We start from the raw sequence: 17,255 nt of genomic DNA on the forward strand, positions 1-17,255 counted from the left end.
CAATGAGTTATTTATAATTCAGGGCCGATGATGTAGCGGCCCACGGCATAGTCGAACTGGTAGAGCAGCAGCAAGGTCAACAGGCGAGACATGCGACCGTTACCGTCGGGGAAGGGGTGGATGCACAGGAAGTCGAGCATCGCCAGTGGCACCAGCACCAACGGGTCAGCCAGGTGCTGGTCCAATGCGGTGGCGTAGCGCCCGGCCAGATCGGCCATGGCCATGGGCGTGAGGTGCGCAGCGACCGGCTGAAAGCACAGCCGTGACGTTCCATTGGGATGGCGCTCGATGATGTCGTTGTTGGTCGCCTTCCAGCGGCCGCCCGCCTGCGGCATGTAGCGGTACAGCAGGATGTGCAATTGCAGCACCACGCCCTCATTGAAGGGCATGTGTGCGGCGGACTCGTGGATCAGCGCCAGGGCATCGCGGTAGCCGGCGATCTCCTGCTCCGAGCGGTTCTTTGGCGTTGCGTTGCGGATGACCAGAGACTTCAACCGCGAAGGCGCAACCACAACGCCTTCCAGCCGGTTGGATGACTTGGTGGATTCGACCGCAGCAGCCTGGCGCAAACCTTTGAGGGCTTCAGGAGACTGCGCAGCATAGAGCAACTGCTTACCCCGGCACTCACCCAGTGAGCGCAATGTGGCTACCTGAGTGCTGTCAAAGCGAAGCGCAGCAAGATACTCGACGGTAAGCGAGTGCATCTACCTGTAACCCCAAGCCACTCAAATGGGGTAATCATAGCCTCAAATGGGGCATTGTCTCTGAAAATGCCCTATTAAACCCACCCGATTACCCCATTCTCACACATTAAACGGGAAGAACGGGCTGAAAACCGCATCATTGCTTGCTGTACTGGCTGGCATGGTGATTTCATACCCTCTTTCATACCCGCTTTTGAAAATCCCCCCTGTTCAAGCCAGGGCTTCGATCACAGCTTGCGGGTTGTGTTCGATGACGTTGAGCAACACCAGTGCCGGGCCATGCGGGGTGCGGTCGCCGCGTTCCCAGTGCCGCAGGGTGGCCGTGGAGAATCCGAATCGGGCCGCGAACTGCTCCTGAGTCATGCCCACCTTGGCGCGCACGGCCTTCACGTCGATGGCACGCGGGCGATTCATGCGCACGCCGCTCTCGTCGCCCTTGGCGTGAGCAATAGCCTCTTGCAGGCCCTGCTTGATGCTTTCAAATGCGGTGGTCATGATTTTTCTCGTCCTTTCCAGAGGTTCACCAGCACGTCTACCAAACCGGCCAACTCGTTGCGTTCGGCCTTGGTCAGGTTGGCCTTGTCGCCCTTGGCGAAGAGCGTCAGCAGGTACAGTGGCATGAGGTCGTCGTGGTAGTAATAGATGATCCGTACGCCGCCGCTCTTGCCTTGTCCGCCACGGCGCCAGCGCAGCTTGCGCACACCGCCCGTGCCTTCCATGATGTCCCCGGCCTTGGGATGCTCGGCCAGGTAGCCGATCAGGTCTTGACGCTCTTCGACGCTCAGGAGCTTGTTGACCAGCCGGATATAGGTTGGCAGCTCGGCGATACCGTGCAGGATTTCATTCATGATCCATAGTAATCCATTGGATTAGTCATGGCAAGAAAAGAAGTCATTGGGCAGCCAAAAATGGGAACTCAGCGTAGGCCATACGGCTGATCTCATCGTGAATTTTCTGGTCGCCGGCCTTGTCGCGTGGATGGATGTCCAGCGTCAGATAGTAGTTTTGACCGTGATGCCGGGCGAACACAATCCATTCGCCGGTTAGGTTGCCATGGTTCGCCCGCTCCTCAAGGGCACCGTGCGACAAAGCATGCGCCCACTCCTCAATCATCTCTCGGGTAACCGTCGGCGACCGTGCAGGGTCGAAAATGCGCTCGGCAAGCTCACGCAACCGCTTCTTGGGCATCTGGACAGCGATGTTGTGAGGGATAAAACGAGCATCGAAGAAGTGTTTATGCCAGAGGCCTTTGAGTGGCACATTCGTGAATTGGCTTTCCGGCTTGGTACACATGTCAATGTGAGGCAAACCTTCCAGCGCCTTCAGTTCCTCAACGATGCATTCAGGCCCAACGCCTTGCCATTGATAGAACGCCATCTTAAGCATGAACAGCCTGGAATAACGGCCCGGTGCAATGCTGTCCAACCCAAGGAAAGCCGCAAGTTTAGCCAGACTCTCTTCCGTTGCACGAAATACCTTGCCGTCGTCCATATTGATACCGTAGGTGCCCATTTTTGCTTTACCGAAGCATTGCGACTTCATTCTCCGTACAACTCTTCCGCCGTGGGCGCCTGCGCGTAGATCGCTGCCAGGCTATGGCATTCGCTCAGGGCCACGCTCATCAAACCCACGGCCTCGTCCAGTTGGCCCCCAAGTTCCAAGGTGCGTTTGTCGCTCACTTGATATCCGCCGCCGGACTCGTTCTCGCGGGTCGCCTCCATTGCGACGCTGCGCTGTACCTCTTCAACCAGAGCAAGACCCCTGGCAAGACGATGGGCTGCCCGGCCATCCATAGGGATCAGGTGCGCCAGCATGTCTAGGGAAATGTCGGTCGCAGCGGCATCCAACTCACGCTTGAAGCGGATGAAATTGGGGGTATGGTGCTCCAGGTCGTCGAAAAAAACCCCGGTGCTGGCCGTCCTCAAGGCATCCATATATCGCTCCAGCTTCGCGGCAATGTAGGCGGCATACAGTCCAGCCCGATCTTTCGCCTGTTCCTTTTGTATATGTCTACCCCATAGCGCGGCCCACAGAGCGACGATGACGGCGCCGACGGTTCCCACGCCGTGAGTGCGTTGAACCATTGCGTGGATTGCTGTGTGGCGGCCGCCATCAGCAGCGCCCCGGCAAGGCCGCCCAGGGCGAGTGCGAATCCTTCCCGTGCAGAAACCTTGGGGAGGCGGAGCCGTATCACGTCCCGGCCCTCAGCACGGCGCGGTTGATTTCGAATCCTTCGCGCACCACTTGGCCGCAACAGGGGCACACGGCTTTGTCCTGCCGGCGCCCAAGCGCCCGGTACACCGTACTGGGGGCAATCCCCATTTCCTGAGCGGCGGCATAGGGCGTCTTGCCCTTGTCGATGAGTTCCAGGGCGGCCTGGGTCTTCGATTTCGTCATGAGTTCGGCTCCTTCGTCGGTAGAAGTATGCCAGTAGCAGGAAGTGCTTGACAAATATATATGCCAGTTCCTACTATAGGCACTCAAGTCAATAAAGAAGAGGGCCTGTCATGGCACGAAACAAAAGCACGTCGGACGACACCCAGGCTGCACGGGAACAAGCGGAAATGGTGGGCCTGGTGACGCCTGCACCTCGCAACCAATCCGTCGCCCGTGCGGAAAAGGGGGTTCAGGATTTGCGCTGGGTTTAATGGGTATTCTGAACTTGTCTGAACGTGGATAAACAGTACGTTCTACTTAGACATTAAACAAAAAATTCATCACATCCCCATCCTTCACCACGTATTCCTTCCCTTCCGCCCGCATCTTCCCGGCTTCCTTCGCGCCCTGCTCGCCCTTGCAGGCGATGAAGTCGTCGAAGGCGATGGTCTGGGCGCGGATGAAGCCGCGCTCGAAGTCGGTGTGGATGACGCCGGCCGCCTGGGGGGCGGTGGCGCCGACGGGGATGGTCCAGGCGCGGACTTCCTTGACACCGGCGGTGAAGTAGGTCTGCAGGCCCAGCAGCTGGTAGCCGGCGCGGATGACGCGGTCCAGGCCGGGCTCGGTCATGCCCATGTCTTCGAGGAAGACGGCCTTGTCCTCGTCGTCCAGGTCGGCGATCTCGGCCTCGATGGCGGCGCAGACGGCGACCACGGGGGCGTGTTCGGCCGCGGCGTAGTCCTGCACCGCCTTCAGGTGCGGGTTGTCCGTGAAGCCGTCGTCCTTGACGTTGGCGACGTACATGGCGCGCTTGGCGGTGATGAAGCAGTAGCCCTTGATCAGGGCCTGCTCGTCCTCGTCCAGGCCCAGGCCGCGCACGGACTTGCCCTGGTCCAGGGCGGCCACGATGCGCTCCAGCAGGGCGACCAGGCGGATGGCTTCCTTGTCGCCGGAATTGGCGAGCTTGCGGTTCTTCTGCAGGGCCTTGTCGGCGGTGGCCAGATCGGCCAGGGCGAGCTCGGTGTTGATGACTTCGATGTCGGAGATCGGGTCGATGCGGCCGGCGACGTGGACGACGTTCTCGTCCTCGAAGCAGCGCACGACGTGGACGATGGCGTCGGTCTCGCGGATGTTGGCCAGGAACTGGTTGCCCAGGCCTTCGCCCTTGGAGGCGCCCGCCACCAGGCCGGCGATGTCGACGAATTCGACCACGGCAGGCACGATGCGCTCAGGCTTGACGATGGCGGCCAGCTGCGTGAGGCGCGGATCCGGGACCTCGACCACGCCGACGTTGGGTTCGATGGTGCAGAACGGATAGTTTTCCGCCGCGATGCCGGCCTTGGTCAGGGCGTTGAACAGGGTGGATTTGCCGACGTTGGGCAGGCCAACGATGCCGCATTGCAGTGCCATGAATTCGATTATCCTTGTGTTCGGAAGGCGGGATCGGGGTCCGGCCCGGAGGAAACTGCGATTGTACCCCGCCCATCGACACCCTCCCCCCTCTGAAGGCAGGGGGTTCCGGCCGCGTCGAAGTGCTGCCCGAAATCGCCTGACCCTTCCTCGATCCTTCCACCATCCTTCCACCCATCGCCATGCCCGGACATCCCATGCTGCCCACCCTCACCGCTCTGCAAGCCGCCCTGGACCGGGGCGAGACCACGTCCGTCGACCTGACGCGGGCCGCCCTGGCGCGCATCGCCGACCCGGACGGCGAAGGCGCGCGCACCTTCACCGCGGTCTGGGCGGAGCAGGCCCTGGCCGCCGCCCGGACTTCCGACACCCTGCGTGCGGCCGGACAGGCCCGCTCGCCGCTGGAGGGCCTGCCCGTCTCGATCAAGGACCTGTTCGACGTCGCCGGACACGTCACGCGCGCGGGTTCCCGGATCCGCGAGCACGCCGCCCCCGCCGCGCGCCATGCCGAGCCGGTGCGGCGCCTGGCGCGGGCCGGCGCCGTGCTGGTCGGGCACACCAACATGACGGAATTCGCCTTCTCCGGCCTGGGCCTCAACCCGCACTACGGCACGCCCAGCAGTCCCTGGGACCGCGCCCGCCGCCGGATTCCGGGCGGCTCGTCCTCGGGCGCGGGGGTCTCGGTCGCCGACGGCATGGCGGTGGCCGCCCTGGGCACGGACACGGGCGGCTCGATCCGCATCCCTTCGGCGTTCTGCGGGCTGACGGGCTTCAAGCCCACCGCCGCGCGGGTGCCCGCCGCCGGCGCCTTCCCGCTGGCGACCAGCCTGGACTCGGTGGGGCCGCTGGCGGCCTCGGTGACGTGCTGCGCGATCCTGGACGGCATTCTTGCGGGCGACGAGGCGCGCCGGCTGCCGGCCGCCCCGCCGCCCGCCCGGCTGCGGCTGGCCGTGACGGACACCCTGGTCCTGGACGGCGCCGACGACACCGTGCGCGGCACCTTCGGCGCCGCGGTGGCGCGGCTGCGCGCGGCCGGCATCGCCATCGACACGCTGGAGATCCCGGAATTCCAGGAACTGGCGCACATCAACCGCAAGGGCGGCCTGGTCTGCGCGGAAGCCTACGCCGTCCACCGCGACCTGCTGGACGGGCAGATCGAGCGCTACGATCCCCGGGTGTCCTCGCGCATCCTGCGGGGCCGCGACATCGACGCCGCCGACTACATCGAACTGCACGCCCGGCGCGCGCGCTGGATCGCCGCCGTCGAGGCCCGGCTGCAGGGCTACGACGCGCTGCTGCTGCCCACCGTGCCGGTGATCGCCCCCACCATCGAATCGCTGCAGGCCTCGGACGAGGCCTATTTCGCCGCGAACGGGCTGATCCTGCGCAATCCCACCCTGATCAATTTCCTGGACGGCTGCGCCCTGAGCCTGCCCTGCCACGCCCCGGGCGAGGCGCCGGTCGGCCTGATGGTCGCGGGCCCCGCCCACGCCGACGCGCGCATCCTGGACGCCGGCCTGGCGATCGAGCGCATCCTGGGCGCGCGCTGAGCCGGGCGCGGCGCGGCGGCGGGCTCAGCCCACCGCCAGCTCCGGCGCCCAGTGCAGCACCAGCCCGATCAGCAGCAGCGGTCCGCCGTTGAAGATGGCGTGCAAGGCGATCGAGGCGCCCAGGCCCCGGCGCACGCGCATCCAGCCCAGCACCAGGCCGGTGACCCACTGCGGCAGCACCAGCAGCGGCAGCAGCACCAGCGCCATGGCGTTGAGGCGGAAATTGAACAGGTGCACGGCGGCGAAGGCCAGCGCGGCGCCGTGGAAGAGCCAGGGGTAGGCGCGCCGCGCCAGCCGGCGGCCGCGCCAGGACGTGCGCCAGCCGGCCCGCCAGCGGTGGTCGGCCGGGTACCAGGCCGGCGCCAGCGCCAGCAGCGCCGCGGCCGCGGCCATCAGGCCCGAGGCGATGCCGGCGCCCTGGACCAGGATGGCGGCCATCAGGGGAACGAACCACCACAGCATGGCCGGGCGGCGCAGCGCGTGGCGGAAGGTCAGTTCCTCGACGATGGGCGCCCAGATCAGCGCCGTCATCCAGGGCAGGTTGTGGATGTCCAGCCGGTGCTGCGCCCCGCCCGCGTCGGCCGCCGACAGGGCCAGCGGGGCGAACACGAAGACGTTCACCGTCCACAGCAGCACGGCCCAGTGGGCCAGGCGCCACCAGGGCGCGTTCAGGCTGAGGTCCACCCGCATGCCGGAGCCGGCGCGCCGCCCGCCCAGGCGCGGACCGGGGCGCGGACGCACGACGAAGCGCAGGAAATCGACGATTTCCTGGCCCATGGTGGGCAGGCCGGCGGGACGCTGGAAAAGGGGCATGGCCGCCGCGTCAGGAGTGGTTGGCCTGGTGCAGGCGTTCGGTGGCGCGGTCGAAGGCGCCGTCCAGCAGCTGCGGCAGGATCACGCGGCAGCGGTTGATGACGTCCTCGATGCCGGGCATGTCGTCCTTGCGCGGCGGATGCAGCACGAAGTTGACCACCTGCTGGGCCAGGCCCAGGCTGCGCGGATGGCCGATGCCGATGCGCAGACGCCAGAAGTCCGGGCTGCCCAGCGCGGACTGGATGTCGCGCAGGCCGTTGTGGCCGGCATGGCCGCCGCCCAGCTTGAGCTTGACCGCGCCCGGCGGCAGGTCGAGCTCGTCGTGCAGGACGAGGATTTCCTCGGGCCGCAGCTTGTAGAAGCGCGCCAGCGCGCCGACCGCCTGGCCGGACTTGTTCATGAAGGTGACCGGCTTGGCCAGGATCACGGCCTGGCCCGCGTGGCGCGCGCGCGCGACCCAGGCGAAGAACGGCTTTTCCAGGGTGAAGGAGGCCCGCAGGTCGTCGGCGAAATGGTCCGCCAGCCAGAATCCGGCGTTGTGGCGCGTGGCTTCGTATTCGGGGCCGGGGTTGCCCAGCCCCACGATGAGGCGGATGGGCGCTGTCGTCATCGGGAGGGGTGGTCCGAAGAAAAGCACCCATCATACGACAAAACCCCCGCCGGCCTTGCGGCCGCGCGGGGGTTCCGTAGGGTCTTGCCGGGGCTTGCGGACGGCGGCTTATTCGGCGGCCGGCACGTCGGCGGCGCCTTCGGCAGCCGTGCCCTTGGGCGCGGACGCCTGGGCCAGCAGCGGGTTGGTGTCCTCGCCGTGGGGGACGTACTTCACGCCCATCGGCAGGGTGACGTCCGACAGGTGCAGGCGGGCATTGCCCACCAGGCCGCCCAGGTCGACTTCGATGAACTTCGGCAGGTTGGCCGGCAGGCAGGTGATGTCGAGTTCGGTCGGGCCGTGGGTGACGATCTGGCCGGCCAGCTTGACGGCCGGGCTGATGTCGGCGTTCAGGTAGTGCACCGGGACCTTGGTGGTGACGGCCTGGGAGGCGTCCACGCGCTGGAAGTCGACGTGCAGGACCAGGGGCTTGTAGGGGTGCCATTGGGCGGCACGCACCAGGACCGGCTCGGTCTTGCCGTCCAGGACCATGTCCAGGATGGAGGCGTGGAACTCTTCCTTGTTCAGGGCGTGGTAGATCTCGTTGTGGTCGAGCTCGATATTGGCCGGGGCGGACTTGCCGCCGTAGACGATGGCGGGCACCCGACCGGCGCGGCGCAGGCGGCGGCTCGCACTCGAACCCTGGACGCTACGCGAAGTGGCGGTGAATTTCATGGAAAACTCCAAAACGGGGCCTACGGACGGCCCCTGACAGCACAGCAGCCGAAGCTGCGAAACGGCCCCGCGCCGCGACCAGCGCGGGGCCACAAAAAATACGTCGCGGCCGCCGTCAGTCGGCGAACAGCGAGCTGACCGATTCCGCCGTGGAAATGCGCAGGATGGTCTCCCCCAGCAGCGAGGCGCAGGAGAGCTGGCGGATCTTCGCGCAGGCGCGCGCGGCTTCGTTCAGCGGAATGGTGTCGGTGACGACGAGCTCGTCCAGGGCGGAGTCCTGGATGCGCTTGATGGCCTCGCCCGACAGCACGGGGTGCGTGCAATAGGCGTAGACGGAACCCGCGCCCCGGTCCTTCAGGGCCTGCGCGGCCTTGCACAGCGTGCCGGCGGTGTCGACCATGTCGTCCATGATCAGGCAGGTGCGGCCGTTGACGTCGCCGATGATGTTCATGACCTCGGAGACATTGGCGCGCGGGCGGCGCTTGTCGATGATGGCCAGGTCGGATTCGAGCTGCTTGGCCAGGGCCCGGGCGCGCACCACGCCGCCGATGTCGGGCGAGACGACCACCAGGTTCTGGAAGTTGCGGCTCCAGATGTCGCCCAGCAGGATCGGCCCGGCGTAGATGTTGTCCACGGGGATGTCGAAGAAGCCCTGGATCTGGTCGGCGTGCAGGTCCATGGTCAGGACGCGGTCCACGCCCACGACCTGCAGCATGTTGGCCACGACCTTGGCCGAGATCGCCACGCGGGCCGAACGCGGCCGGCGGTCCTGGCGGGCATAGCCGAAATACGGGATGGCGGCGGTGATGTTGCGCGCGGAAGCGCGGCGCAGGGCATCGACCATCACCATGATTTCCATCAGGTTGTCGTTGGTCGGCGCACAGGTGGGCTGCAGCACGAAGACGTCCTTGCCGCGGACGTTTTCGTTGATCTCGACCATGACCTCGCCGTCGGAGAAGCGGCCGACGGTCATCTTGCCCAGCGACATGTCCAGGTGATTCACGACATCGACGGCCAGACGAGGATTGGCCGTGCCGGTGAAGATCATGAATCTGTCTTGTGCCATGGTGTCGAACCAATGTGTCAAATGACAAGGCTGTTGACAGCCTTCCCGCGGGAAGCGGGGCGGTTCAACAGCCTGGTAGCATGCGCGCCGGCGCGGAAAGGATGGCTGGGGAAGAAGGATTCGAACCTTCGCATGCCGGAATCAAAATCCGGTGCCTTAACCAGCTTGGCGATTCCCCAATATTCAATCTGCGACCCAGCCAAGCAAGGGGTGATCCGCCAGGCCCCGGCAGATCCAGGACCCTTCGATCGCCCCATCGGGCGGGCTTTCCATTTTACCGATTATTCGGTCCCGATGCATCCCGGCCTGGGCCAGGTCGGGGAATTCCGCGAACAGGCACGAACCCGAACCCGTCATGCGGACTTCGACCCCCGCGCCCTCTGTGCCTCGTATCGCCCGCGCAAGCGCGGCGATATCCGGATGCTGCCGAAAGACCACGGCTTCCAGGTCGTTGCGGCCAAATAACGGCCCGGCGCGCTGCCCTGTCTGCCAATCAGTAAAGACCGCAATTTTTACCGATTCGGAATTTCTTGTCAAATCGGGATCGCGGAAAACGTCCGCCGTGGCCACGTGCGCGGGCGGGCGCACGATCCAGTAGGCCCGCTCGGGCAGGTCCACGGCCGTGAGATCCTCGCCGACGCCCTGGGCGAAGGCGGCGCGGCCGAAGACGAAGACCGGCACGTCGGCCCCCAGCGGCAGGGCCAGGCGCATCAGCTCGGCGCGCGTCAGGCCGGTGCCCCACAGGCGGTTCAGGGCGATCAGGGTGGTGGCCGCGTCGCTGGAGCCGCCGCCCAGGCCGCCACCGGCCGGGATGCGCTTGCGGTAGCGGATGCGCGCGCCCTGGCGCGCGCCCGTGGCGCGCTGCAGCGCGCGCGCGGCGCGCAGCACCAGGTCCTGGTCCGGCGCCAGCCCCGCCAGGCCCTCGCCTTCGCGCGCCAGCGAGCCGTCGGCCGTGGCGTCGAAATCGAGGGTGTCGCACAGGTCCACGAAGCGGAAGACCGTCTGCAGCAGGTGGTAGCCGTCCGCACGCCGCCCCACCACGTGCAGGAACAGGTTGAGCTTGGCCGGGGCCGGCACGTCGTACAGGGCCGCCATGCGCATCAGGGCCGGTGCATGGGCCTAGGGCCGGTCCACGATCAGCTGCAGGCGCCACTGCCCCTGGCTGTCCAGGCGCGAGAGGCGCACGCGCCCGGGACCCTGGGCGTCGTAGGCCGACAGGCTGACTTCCCAGCCGTCCTGGCGCAGCGCCGTCAGCCGGTCCTGCGCGTCCCGCTGCGCATCGACGACGAGGCCGGGCGCGGCCTCGCCACGGATCCAGCGGCGCAGCCCGGACACCGGCATGGGATGGCCCCAGACCAGGGCCAGCAGGTCGTCGGGCGTGGGCGCCGATTCGCGGCTGCCGTCGGCGCGCTCCAGCTCGGAGCGGCCGGGCTCCACCCGGATCCGCGCCAGCACGCTGCCCAGCGGGGAGACGAGATCCAGGCGCAGGACGCGGCCGTCGTCGCGCCAGGAGAAGCCGCCCTGGGCCGCGGTGGGCGCGGCGCCCGCCGGCTGCAGGTTGACGGCGAAGCGGCCCTGCCGCTCGAAGGCGGGGCCGGCGCCGCCGATGCGCTGGGGCGCGGCGCAGGCGGCCAGCAGGCCCGCCAGGACCAGCGTCAGCCAGACGTGCCGCAGGCGCACGAGGTACGCCGCGAGGCCGCGCGACGCCGCGGTGCCGCGCGCGCGGAAGGATGCCGCCGGGGACGCCGCCGCGGGCATCCGCCCGGATCGCCGGGCAGGACCGGACGGCCTCATGGCAGCCTGACCCCCAGGCGGTTCAGCGTTTCCCGCAGGGTCGCGTTGTCGGGATCGGCCTTGCGCCCTTCGGCCCAGATGCGCCGGGCCTCGTCGCGGCGGTCCAGCGCCCACAGGGTCTCGCCCAGGTGCGCGGCCACGTCGGCGGCGGGCATCTGGTCGTAGGAACGGCGCAGGTATTCCAGCGCCCCCTGGTAGTCGCGGATGCGGAACAGGTACCAGCCCACGCTGTCCAGGATGTAGGCGTTGTCGGGATCGAGGTCGAGCGCGCGCTCCAGCAGGTCGCGCGCCTCGGTCAGGTTGCGGTTCTGCTCGACGAAGGTGTAGCCCAGCGAGTTGTAGGCGTTGGCGTTGTCGGGATCGAGCTCGATCACGCGGCGCATCAGGGCCTCGAATTCGGCCGTCTTGCCCTGCTGGTGCAGCAGCATGCCCAGGTCGTACTTGATTTCCGGGGTGTCGGGCATTTCCAGGTCGGTCGCCTTGAGCAGCTCGACCGCCTGGTCGGTGCGCCCCGCGTCCCGGTAGATGGAGGCCAGGGTCAGGCGCACGACGACGCGCTCGCGGCGGTCGGCCGGCTTGATGGCGTCCAGGATCGCCCGCGCCTGGTTCAGCTCGCCCAGCTTGCCGTAGAGCACGGCCTCGTGCGTGCGCGCCTGGAACTGCAGGGACGGCTCGTCGATGCTGCGCAGCTGGCGGATGGCTTCGCGCAGGTCGTTCTGGCGTTCGGCGATCTGCACCAGCAGCAGCCGCGCGTCGGACACGTCGGCCTGGGCGTTGGTGGCGTCGTCGCGCACGGCCTGGCGCCGCTGCTGCTGGATCGTGATGTACTGGCCCAGCAGCGCCTTGGCGGCATCGTAGCGGCCGGCGCGGGCGTTGACCTCGGCCTCGGTGTAGAGCAGGTCGAAGTCCTCGGGGGCACGGCGGCGCATGCGGTCGAGCAGGCCCAGGGCCTCGTCGAACGCGCCCCGGCCCGTCAGGCGGCTGACCAGCAGCAGCTGCAGGCCGTGCCGGTCCGGGTGGCGCTCCAGGTAGGCGTAGGTGTCCTTGATGGCCTGCGAGGGCTCGACCCGCAAGCCGTATTCGAGCACCCGCTGGGCGGCGTCCTGGGAATCCGGGTCCAGCGCCTGGGCGCGGCGCGCCTCGTCCACGGCGCGCACGGGCTCGCCCGCCGCCCAGGCGGCGTCGGCCAGGGCCAGCCGGGCCAGCGCCGAGGTGCCCGACACGCCCGCCAGCGCCTTGTCCAGCACGTCCAGGCCGAGGCGCTTGTCGGTCATCTTGGACACGATGCCGGCCGCCTGGACGATGGCCTGGTCGGGATCGTCGGCCGAGGCGATGCGGCGCGCCAGCGTCTGGGCCAGGCCGTCGGTCTGGCCGCTGGAGGCCGACAGCGCGAGGGACGCGGCCACCGCCTCGGGGTTGGACGGGTCCAGGGCGGCCCATTCGCGGGCCGAGCGCAGCGCCAGCGCCAGGTTGCGCCCGGTCATGGACATCTGGAAGGCGCGCCGCGCCAGCCGGGGATCCAGGGTGTCGTGCGCCAGGGACAGGAGCTCCTGGGCGGCGTCGTCGAACTGCCCGCGCTGGGCGGACAGCTCGGCCACCAGCAGGCGGTACAGCAGTTCGGGAGTGAGCGTGACGGCCGGCGGCTCGCCGCTACGCAAATGGATGGTTTCGACCGGATCGGCCGGCGCGGCTGCGGGGGGCGCAGCCCACGCCGTCTCGTGTGCGGCGGCCAGCGCCAGCACCACGGGAATCACGGAAGCGGGAAATCTCATTTGCGGTAACCATGGCCGGAACGCAGGAAGAAACCGCGTCTGGTGGCAAAATTGCGTCATCGAAAGTGGATGTTATCACCCTGCCATGCCGGAACTGCCAGAAGTCGAAACAACCCGTCGTGGAATTGCCACGGTCATGCCCGGGCGCGTCCTGCGCCGCCTGATCGTGCACGAATCCCGGCTGCGCTGGCCGGTGCCGGCCGACCTGCCCGCCCTGGTGCGCGACGCCGAGGTGCTGGCCTGCGAGCGGCGGGGCAAGTACCTGCTGATCCGCTTTCCGCGGGGCACGCAGATCGTGCACCTGGGCATGTCGGGCTCGCTGCGGCGGGTGCCGATGGACGAGCCGCCGCGCAAGCACGACCACGTGGAATGGCTGTTCGACGAGGCGCGCTTCCTGCTGCACGACCCGCGCCGCTTCGGCGCCGTCCTGTGGCATCCGGCCGGCGCCGGCCCGATCGAGGCCCATCCGCTGCTCGCCGGGCTGGGCATCGAGCCCTTCGACCCGGCCTTCACCCCCGAGCTCCTGCACGCGGGGCTGCGGGGCAGCCGCCAGACGGTCAAGCAGCTGCTGCTGGGCGGGCGGATCGTCGTGGGCGTGGGCAACATCTATGCGTCCGAATCGCTCTTTCTGGCCGGCATCGACCCGCGCCTGCCCGGCGCGCGCCTGTCGCGCCCGCGCAGCGCCCGGCTGCACGCGGCGATCCTGCAGACCCTGGGCCAGGCGCTGGAATCGGGCGGCAGCACGCTGCGCGACTACGTCAACGCCCAGGGCGCCCCGGGCGCGTATTTCACGCTGCACGCGGCCGTCTACGAACGCGAGGGCCAGCCCTGCCCGCGCTGCGCCACGCCGATCCGGCGCATCGTCCAGGGCCAGCGGGCGACCTATTTCTGCCCGGGATGCCAGAAGCGCTAGCGCGGGGCCGGGCCTGCGGCCCGGCGCGGCCTGCGAGGCGTGCCGTCCAGAATCCGGAACGCGGCCCGGCGAGCCCGGGCGCGGGATCTCAATCGTTGAGGGCGGCGACGACGATCACCTCGAACTTCAGGCCGGGCGCGGCCAGGCGCGCCTCGCCCGTGGCGCGGGCCGGCGGGTTGGCCGGGTCGATCCAGGCCTCCCAGACCGGGTTCATGGCCGGGAAATCGGCCATGTCGGCCAGCCAGAGGGTGGCCTGCAGGATGCGGGACTTGTGGCTGCCGGCCTTCTCCAGCAGGCGATCGACCTCGGCCAGCGCCGTGCGCGCCTGGGTCTGGACGTCGTCGCCCTCGCGGCCCACCTGGCCCGACAGGTAGACGATGTTGCCGTGGACGACGGCGCCGCTCATGCGGGCGCCGGGTTCGATGCGCTGGATGGTCATGACGACAGCTTCCAAAGGGAGTGGAGGAAGGCGCCATCATAGCCCGGAAGCAGGGCCGGATCCCGCGCGCCCTACCCCGCCAGGACCTTGCCCGGATTCATGATGCCCTGGGGATCCAGGGCCGCCTTGATGCGATGCATCAGCGCCATCTCCACCGGGTCCTTGTAGCGCGGCAGCACGTCGCGCTTGAGCTGCCCCACCCCGTGCTCGGCGCTGATCGAGCCGCCCACCGCGTGCACGCGGTCATGCACCAGCTCGTAGACCGCGTCCTGGCACGCCAGCAGCCGGCCTTCGGCCCAGTCCGGCCCGCGCGCGACGTTGTAGTGCAGGTTGCCGTCGCCCAGGTGGCCGAAGATCACGTGCCGGATGCCGGGGAACGCGGCCTGCAGCGCGGCGTTGGTGCCCAGCACGAACTCGGCCATGCGCGACACCGGGATCGAGACATCGTGCTTGATGCTCTTGCCGGATTCCTTTTCCGCCAGGGGGATGCTTTCGCGCAGGTGCCACAGCGCGTGGCTCTGCGCCATGGATTCGGCGATCACGGCATCCAGGACGACGCCGGCCTCGATCGCCTCGCCCACCACGACCTCGAAGCGCTCGCGGGCGTGGGCCTCGGATTCGCTGTCCGACAGTTCGAGCAGCGCGTACCAGGGCCTGTCGGCCGACGGGCCCTCGAAGGGCAGGCGCTGCTGCGGAAAGCAGCGCACCACGTCCTGGAGGCAGTTGCCGGCCATCAGCTCGAAGCCGGTCAGCGAGGCGCCCAGTCCCGCGCGGGCGCGGCCCAGCATGGCGATGCCCGCCTCGATCGAATCCAGGGCCAGCAGCGCGGTGCAGCGCGCCACCGGCAGCGGATGCAGCTTCAGCGTGGCCGCCGTGATCACGCCCAGCGTGCCTTCGCTGCCGATGAACAGGTCGCGCAGGTCGTAGCCGGTGTTGTCCTTGCGCAGGCCGCGCAGGCCGTGCCAGACGTCCCCCTGGGCGGTGACGACCTCCAGCCCCAGGGTGAGTTCGCGCATGTTGCCGTAGCGCAGGACCTGCGTGCCGCCCGCGTTGGTGGCCAGGTTGCCGCCGATCGTGCAGCTGCCCTCGGCCGCCAGGCTGAGCGGAAACAGCCGGCCGGCCTCGCGCGCGGCCTGCTGCACGGACTGCAGCACGCAGCCGGCCTCGACTTCCATCGTGTCGTTGTCGGTGTCGATGCCGCGGACGCGGTTCAGGCGCTGCAGCGACAGGATCACCGCCCGGCCGGAATCGTCGGGCGTGGCCCCGCCGCACAGCCCGGTATTGCCGCCCTGCGGGATCACGGGCAGCCCGGCCTGCGCGCACAGGCGCACCACCGCCGCGACCTCGTCGGTCGTGCCCGGCCGCACCACGGCCAGCGCCCGGCCGCGGTAGCGCTCGCGCCAGTCCGTTTCCCAGGGCAGCGCGTCCGCGCCGGTCAGCACCTGCGCGGCGCCGACCGTCGCGCGCAAAGCATCCAGATGATCCATGGCCTTCGTCGTTGCGCCGCGTGCCGCGGCGCGGATAAGAAGTGAAAAGAACCTCCGATTGTAATCGGCGATAATGAGGAAAGGTCTGAACCGGTCCTCACGCCGCGGGCATCTGCGGTGTCGGGCGGTCGCCGCGCCCGCTTTCCGCTCGACCGGCTCGAACCTTCCCTAGCGATCTTTACGCCGGAATCTTCCATGAACGCACCCCTGCCTTCCGCCGTCTTCAAAGCCTACGACATCCGCGGCACCGTGCCCGGACAGATCAACGAGCCCTTCGCCCACCGCCTGGGGCTGGCCCTGGCCGCCCAGGCCCGGCGCGAGGGCGTGCGCAGCCTGGCGGTCGGCTACGACGGGCGCCTGAGCAGCCGCGGGCTGGCCCACGCCGTCAAGACCGGCCTGCACGCCGGCGGGATCGACACGGTGGACCTGGGCCTGGCGCACACGCCGCTGGTGTACTACGCCGCCCACCGCGACGGCAGCGGCTCGGGGGTCGCCATCACCGGCAGCCACAATCCGCCCGACTACAACGGCTTCAAGATGATGATGGCGGGGCGCACGCTCCATGGCGACGAGATCCAGGCCCTGCGCCAGGCCATGGACGGAATCGAGGCGCCCGTGGGCACGATCCCCGGCCTGAGCGTCGCCACCGACCTGATGGACGCCTACATCCGCGAGATCGCCGGCCACGTCCGCCTCGCGCGCCCCATGCGCATCGCCATCGACTGCGGCAACGGCGTGGGCGGCGTGGCCGCCGCCCGCCTGTTCCGCGCGCTGGGCTGCACGGTCGACGAACAGTACTGCGAGGTCGATGGGCTGTTTCCCAACCACCACCCCGATCCGGCGGACCCGGCCAATCTCCAGGACCTGATCGCGCACCTGCGCGACACCGACTGCGAGCTGGGCCTGGCCTTCGACGGCGACGCCGACCGCCTGGGCGTGGTCACCCGCTCCGGCCAGATCGTCTGGCCCGACCGCCAGATGATCCTGTTCGCCCGCGACATCCTGCAGCGCCAGCCGGGCGCCTCGATCATCTTCGACGTCAAGTGCAGCCGCCACCTGGGCCGGGCCGTGCGCGAGGCCGGCGGGACGCCGCTGATGTCGCAGACCGGGCATTCGCTGATCAAGGCGCGCCTGGCCGAGACCGGCGCGCCGCTGGCCGGCGAGATGAGCGGCCACATCTTCTTCAAGGAACGCTGGTACGGCTTCGACGACGGCCTCTACGCCGGCGCGCGCCTGCTGGAAATCCTGTCGCGCGGCGACGATCCGAGCCGGGTGCTGGAATCCCTGCCGCAGGGCCTCTCCACGCCGGAGCTGAAACTGCCCATGGCCGAGGGCGAGCCGCACGCCTTCATCCATCGCCTGCAGTCCGAGGGCCGCTTCCCCGGCGCCACGGACCTCGTCACGATCGACGGCGTCCGCGCCGAATACCCCGACGGCTTCGGCCTGGCGCGGGCGTCCAACACGACGCCCGTGGTGGTGCTGCGCTTCGAGGGCGACACGCCCGAGGCCCTGGCGCGCATCCAGGACGAATTCCGCGCCGCCTTCGCCGAGCTCCTGCCCGGGCGGACGCTGCCGTTCTAGGCCCCGCCGGCCGGGCGCCGCGGCGC

Annotated in this window: 18 protein-coding genes, 1 tRNA gene and 1 pseudogene; 3 read left to right on the forward strand and 17 right to left on the reverse strand. The window is 68.6% G+C overall.

The window, feature by feature from the left end; genetic code table 11:
- Positions 1-29: 29 nt before the first annotated feature.
- The 7 genes and pseudogenes from BN940_RS15725 to ychF form a co-directional block, all read right to left on the reverse strand.
- A pseudogene (locus tag BN940_RS15725) lies at positions 30-704 on the reverse strand (Fic family protein); the annotation flags it as partial.
- Positions 705-914: 210 nt separating this feature from the next.
- Positions 915-1,199, reverse strand: a complete 285-nt coding sequence (locus tag BN940_RS15730; RefSeq protein ID WP_043684518.1) for a helix-turn-helix domain-containing protein — start codon at positions 1,197-1,199, stop codon at positions 915-917.
- A complete protein-coding gene (locus BN940_RS15735; RefSeq protein ID WP_043684521.1) occupies positions 1,196-1,552 on the reverse strand; it encodes a type II toxin-antitoxin system RelE/ParE family toxin in 357 nt (118 codons plus the stop codon). The genes BN940_RS15730 and BN940_RS15735 overlap by 4 nt, the downstream gene beginning before the upstream one ends.
- A gap of 43 nt (positions 1,553-1,595) precedes the next feature.
- A complete protein-coding gene (locus tag BN940_RS15740) occupies positions 1,596-2,246 on the reverse strand; it encodes a hypothetical protein (RefSeq protein WP_148304993.1) in 651 nt (216 codons plus the stop codon).
- Positions 2,243-2,788, reverse strand: coding sequence for a hypothetical protein (locus tag BN940_RS15745; protein ID WP_148304994.1), 546 nt, complete (start codon positions 2,786-2,788; stop codon positions 2,243-2,245). The genes BN940_RS15740 and BN940_RS15745 overlap by 4 nt, the downstream gene beginning before the upstream one ends.
- Positions 2,789-2,894: 106 nt before the next feature.
- Positions 2,895-3,101 (reverse strand): helix-turn-helix domain-containing protein, encoded by a 207-nt coding sequence (locus BN940_RS15750; protein ID WP_043684529.1) that lies wholly within the window; start codon positions 3,099-3,101, stop codon positions 2,895-2,897.
- A gap of 297 nt (positions 3,102-3,398) precedes the next feature.
- Entirely contained in the window at positions 3,399-4,490 is a 1,092-nt protein-coding gene (gene ychF / locus BN940_RS15755; protein WP_043684531.1) for a redox-regulated ATPase YchF, read from the reverse strand.
- A 197-nt stretch (positions 4,491-4,687) separates the two neighbouring features.
- Here ychF and BN940_RS15760 point away from each other — a divergent pair, with 197 nt between their 5' ends.
- Positions 4,688-6,040, forward strand: coding sequence for an amidase (locus BN940_RS15760; protein ID WP_043684533.1), 1,353 nt, complete (start codon positions 4,688-4,690; stop codon positions 6,038-6,040).
- 24 nt (positions 6,041-6,064) lie between these two features.
- Here the strand turns inward: BN940_RS15760 and BN940_RS15765 are convergent, their stop codons facing one another.
- The 8 genes from BN940_RS15765 to BN940_RS15800 form a co-directional block, all read right to left on the reverse strand.
- On the reverse strand, positions 6,065-6,853 hold the full coding sequence (locus tag BN940_RS15765) for a CPBP family glutamic-type intramembrane protease (protein ID WP_052355954.1): 789 nt from the start codon (positions 6,851-6,853) through the stop codon (positions 6,065-6,067).
- Positions 6,854-6,863: 10 nt separating this feature from the next.
- On the reverse strand, positions 6,864-7,463 hold the full coding sequence (pth, locus tag BN940_RS15770) for an aminoacyl-tRNA hydrolase (RefSeq protein ID WP_043684536.1): 600 nt from the start codon (positions 7,461-7,463) through the stop codon (positions 6,864-6,866).
- Between the two features lie 108 nt (positions 7,464-7,571).
- Entirely contained in the window at positions 7,572-8,177 is a 606-nt protein-coding gene (locus tag BN940_RS15775; RefSeq protein WP_043684539.1) for a 50S ribosomal protein L25/general stress protein Ctc, read from the reverse strand.
- A gap of 115 nt (positions 8,178-8,292) precedes the next feature.
- The gene (locus tag BN940_RS15780) at positions 8,293-9,243 is read right to left on the reverse strand and encodes a ribose-phosphate pyrophosphokinase (RefSeq protein ID WP_043684541.1); all 951 of its coding nucleotides are present in this window, start codon (positions 9,241-9,243) and stop codon (positions 8,293-8,295) included.
- A gap of 102 nt (positions 9,244-9,345) precedes the next feature.
- A tRNA-Gln gene (locus BN940_RS15785) sits at positions 9,346-9,422 on the reverse strand.
- A 4-nt stretch (positions 9,423-9,426) separates the two neighbouring features.
- Positions 9,427-10,344 (reverse strand): 4-(cytidine 5'-diphospho)-2-C-methyl-D-erythritol kinase, encoded by a 918-nt coding sequence (gene ispE, locus BN940_RS15790; protein ID WP_084330736.1) that lies wholly within the window; start codon positions 10,342-10,344, stop codon positions 9,427-9,429.
- A gap of 18 nt (positions 10,345-10,362) precedes the next feature.
- Positions 10,363-10,923: an outer membrane lipoprotein LolB gene (locus BN940_RS15795; RefSeq protein WP_043687757.1), complete on the reverse strand. Its 561-nt coding sequence runs from the start codon at positions 10,921-10,923 to the stop codon at positions 10,363-10,365.
- Between the two features lie 110 nt (positions 10,924-11,033).
- Positions 11,034-12,809 carry a tetratricopeptide repeat protein gene (locus tag BN940_RS15800; protein ID WP_084330738.1) on the reverse strand — a complete coding sequence of 592 codons (1,776 nt, stop codon included), beginning with the start codon at positions 12,807-12,809 and terminating at the stop codon, positions 11,034-11,036.
- 85 nt (positions 12,810-12,894) lie between these two features.
- Here BN940_RS15800 and mutM point away from each other — a divergent pair, with 85 nt between their 5' ends.
- Positions 12,895-13,722, forward strand: coding sequence for a bifunctional DNA-formamidopyrimidine glycosylase/DNA-(apurinic or apyrimidinic site) lyase (gene mutM, locus BN940_RS15805; protein WP_043684544.1), 828 nt, complete (start codon positions 12,895-12,897; stop codon positions 13,720-13,722).
- Between the two features lie 88 nt (positions 13,723-13,810).
- Here mutM and BN940_RS15810 read toward each other — a convergent pair whose 3' ends face one another.
- Together BN940_RS15810 and BN940_RS15815 are read right to left on the reverse strand one after the other, a co-directional pair.
- Positions 13,811-14,161 (reverse strand): RidA family protein, encoded by a 351-nt coding sequence (locus BN940_RS15810; protein ID WP_043684547.1) that lies wholly within the window; start codon positions 14,159-14,161, stop codon positions 13,811-13,813.
- A 71-nt stretch (positions 14,162-14,232) separates the two neighbouring features.
- Entirely contained in the window at positions 14,233-15,648 is a 1,416-nt protein-coding gene (locus BN940_RS15815; protein ID WP_043684550.1) for an FAD-binding oxidoreductase, read from the reverse strand.
- 195 nt (positions 15,649-15,843) lie between these two features.
- Between BN940_RS15815 and BN940_RS15820 the strand changes: the two genes are divergently transcribed.
- Entirely contained in the window at positions 15,844-17,229 is a 1,386-nt protein-coding gene (locus tag BN940_RS15820) for a phosphomannomutase/phosphoglucomutase (protein WP_043684553.1), read from the forward strand.
- Positions 17,230-17,255 lie beyond the last annotated feature (26 nt).

The organism is Castellaniella defragrans 65Phen, from assembly GCF_000612685.1.
Classification (GTDB): Bacteria; Pseudomonadota; Gammaproteobacteria; order Burkholderiales; family Burkholderiaceae_B; genus Castellaniella; species Castellaniella defragrans.

Coding starts and splice junctions, on each gene's coding strand:
- BN940_RS15775 (WP_043684539.1), bottom strand. CDS start 8,177: ATGAAATTCACCGCCACTTCGCGTAGCGTCCAGGGTTCGAGTGCGAGC.
- mutM (WP_043684544.1), top strand. CDS start 12,895: ATGCCGGAACTGCCAGAAGTCGAAACAACCCGTCGTGGAATTGCCACG.
- BN940_RS15810 (WP_043684547.1), bottom strand. CDS start 14,161: ATGACCATCCAGCGCATCGAACCCGGCGCCCGCATGAGCGGCGCCGTC.
- BN940_RS15780 (WP_043684541.1), bottom strand. CDS start 9,243: ATGGCACAAGACAGATTCATGATCTTCACCGGCACGGCCAATCCTCGT.
- BN940_RS15765 (WP_052355954.1), bottom strand. CDS start 6,853: ATGCCCCTTTTCCAGCGTCCCGCCGGCCTGCCCACCATGGGCCAGGAA.
- pth (WP_043684536.1), bottom strand. CDS start 7,463: ATGACGACAGCGCCCATCCGCCTCATCGTGGGGCTGGGCAACCCCGGC.
- BN940_RS15740 (WP_148304993.1), bottom strand. CDS start 2,246: ATGAAGTCGCAATGCTTCGGTAAAGCAAAAATGGGCACCTACGGTATC.
- BN940_RS15815 (WP_043684550.1), bottom strand. CDS start 15,648: ATGGATCATCTGGATGCTTTGCGCGCGACGGTCGGCGCCGCGCAGGTG.
- BN940_RS15800 (WP_084330738.1), bottom strand. CDS start 12,809: ATGAGATTTCCCGCTTCCGTGATTCCCGTGGTGCTGGCGCTGGCCGCC.
- BN940_RS15745 (WP_148304994.1), bottom strand. CDS start 2,788: ATGGTTCAACGCACTCACGGCGTGGGAACCGTCGGCGCCGTCATCGTC.
- ychF (WP_043684531.1), bottom strand. CDS start 4,490: ATGGCACTGCAATGCGGCATCGTTGGCCTGCCCAACGTCGGCAAATCC.
- BN940_RS15735 (WP_043684521.1), bottom strand. CDS start 1,552: ATGAATGAAATCCTGCACGGTATCGCCGAGCTGCCAACCTATATCCGG.
- BN940_RS15760 (WP_043684533.1), top strand. CDS start 4,688: ATGCTGCCCACCCTCACCGCTCTGCAAGCCGCCCTGGACCGGGGCGAG.
- BN940_RS15750 (WP_043684529.1), bottom strand. CDS start 3,101: ATGACGAAATCGAAGACCCAGGCCGCCCTGGAACTCATCGACAAGGGC.
- BN940_RS15820 (WP_043684553.1), top strand. CDS start 15,844: ATGAACGCACCCCTGCCTTCCGCCGTCTTCAAAGCCTACGACATCCGC.
- BN940_RS15730 (WP_043684518.1), bottom strand. CDS start 1,199: ATGACCACCGCATTTGAAAGCATCAAGCAGGGCCTGCAAGAGGCTATT.
- ispE (WP_084330736.1), bottom strand. CDS start 10,344: ATGCGCATGGCGGCCCTGTACGACGTGCCGGCCCCGGCCAAGCTCAAC.